The sequence below is a fragment of the Pseudomonas sp. PICF6 genome (assembly GCF_009831705.1).
Taxonomy (GTDB): Bacteria; Pseudomonadota; Gammaproteobacteria; order Pseudomonadales; family Pseudomonadaceae; genus Aquipseudomonas; species Aquipseudomonas rhizophila.
This window is the reverse complement of sequence record NZ_WUUD01000002.1, coordinates 159,096-159,520: the sequence shown is the minus strand read 5'-3', so window position 1 is coordinate 159,520 and position 425 is coordinate 159,096. Positions and strand designations below refer to the sequence as shown.

Below are 425 nucleotides of genomic sequence, written 5' to 3'. Positions count from 1 at the left end.
CCGAGGTTTTCGATGGCACCCCAGAAGATCAACACCAGTACCAGGGTGCGGTAGCCGATCAGCACCTTGCGGTTTTCGCCGACCATGAAGCGCAGGTTGTTCTCGCCCAGGTAGTAGTTGTAGAGGATCGAGGTGAACACGAACAACGACAGGGCCACAGAGATGAATACCCGCCCCCAGTCACCCACCACGGCGGCGAGGGAGTTTTGGGTCAGGGCAATACCGTCACCTTCGAAGCCCGGGGTGTAGAAGCCCGACAGCAGGATCAGCAGCGCGGTGCAGGTGCAGATCAGAAAGGTGTCGAGGAACACGCTGAACGCCTGAATCACACCCTGAGCCACCGGGTGCTCGACCGAGGCCACGGCGGCGACGTTTGGCGCACTGCCCAGGCCCGCTTCGTTGGCGAACACGCCACGCTTGACGCC

Annotated in this window: 1 protein-coding gene; it reads right to left on the bottom strand. The window is 61.9% G+C overall.

The window, feature by feature from the left end; genetic code table 11:
* Positions 1–425, bottom strand: a 425-nt coding sequence (locus GSM73_RS26675) for an alanine:cation symporter family protein (protein ID WP_256676644.1), incomplete at both ends; no start/stop codon positions are given.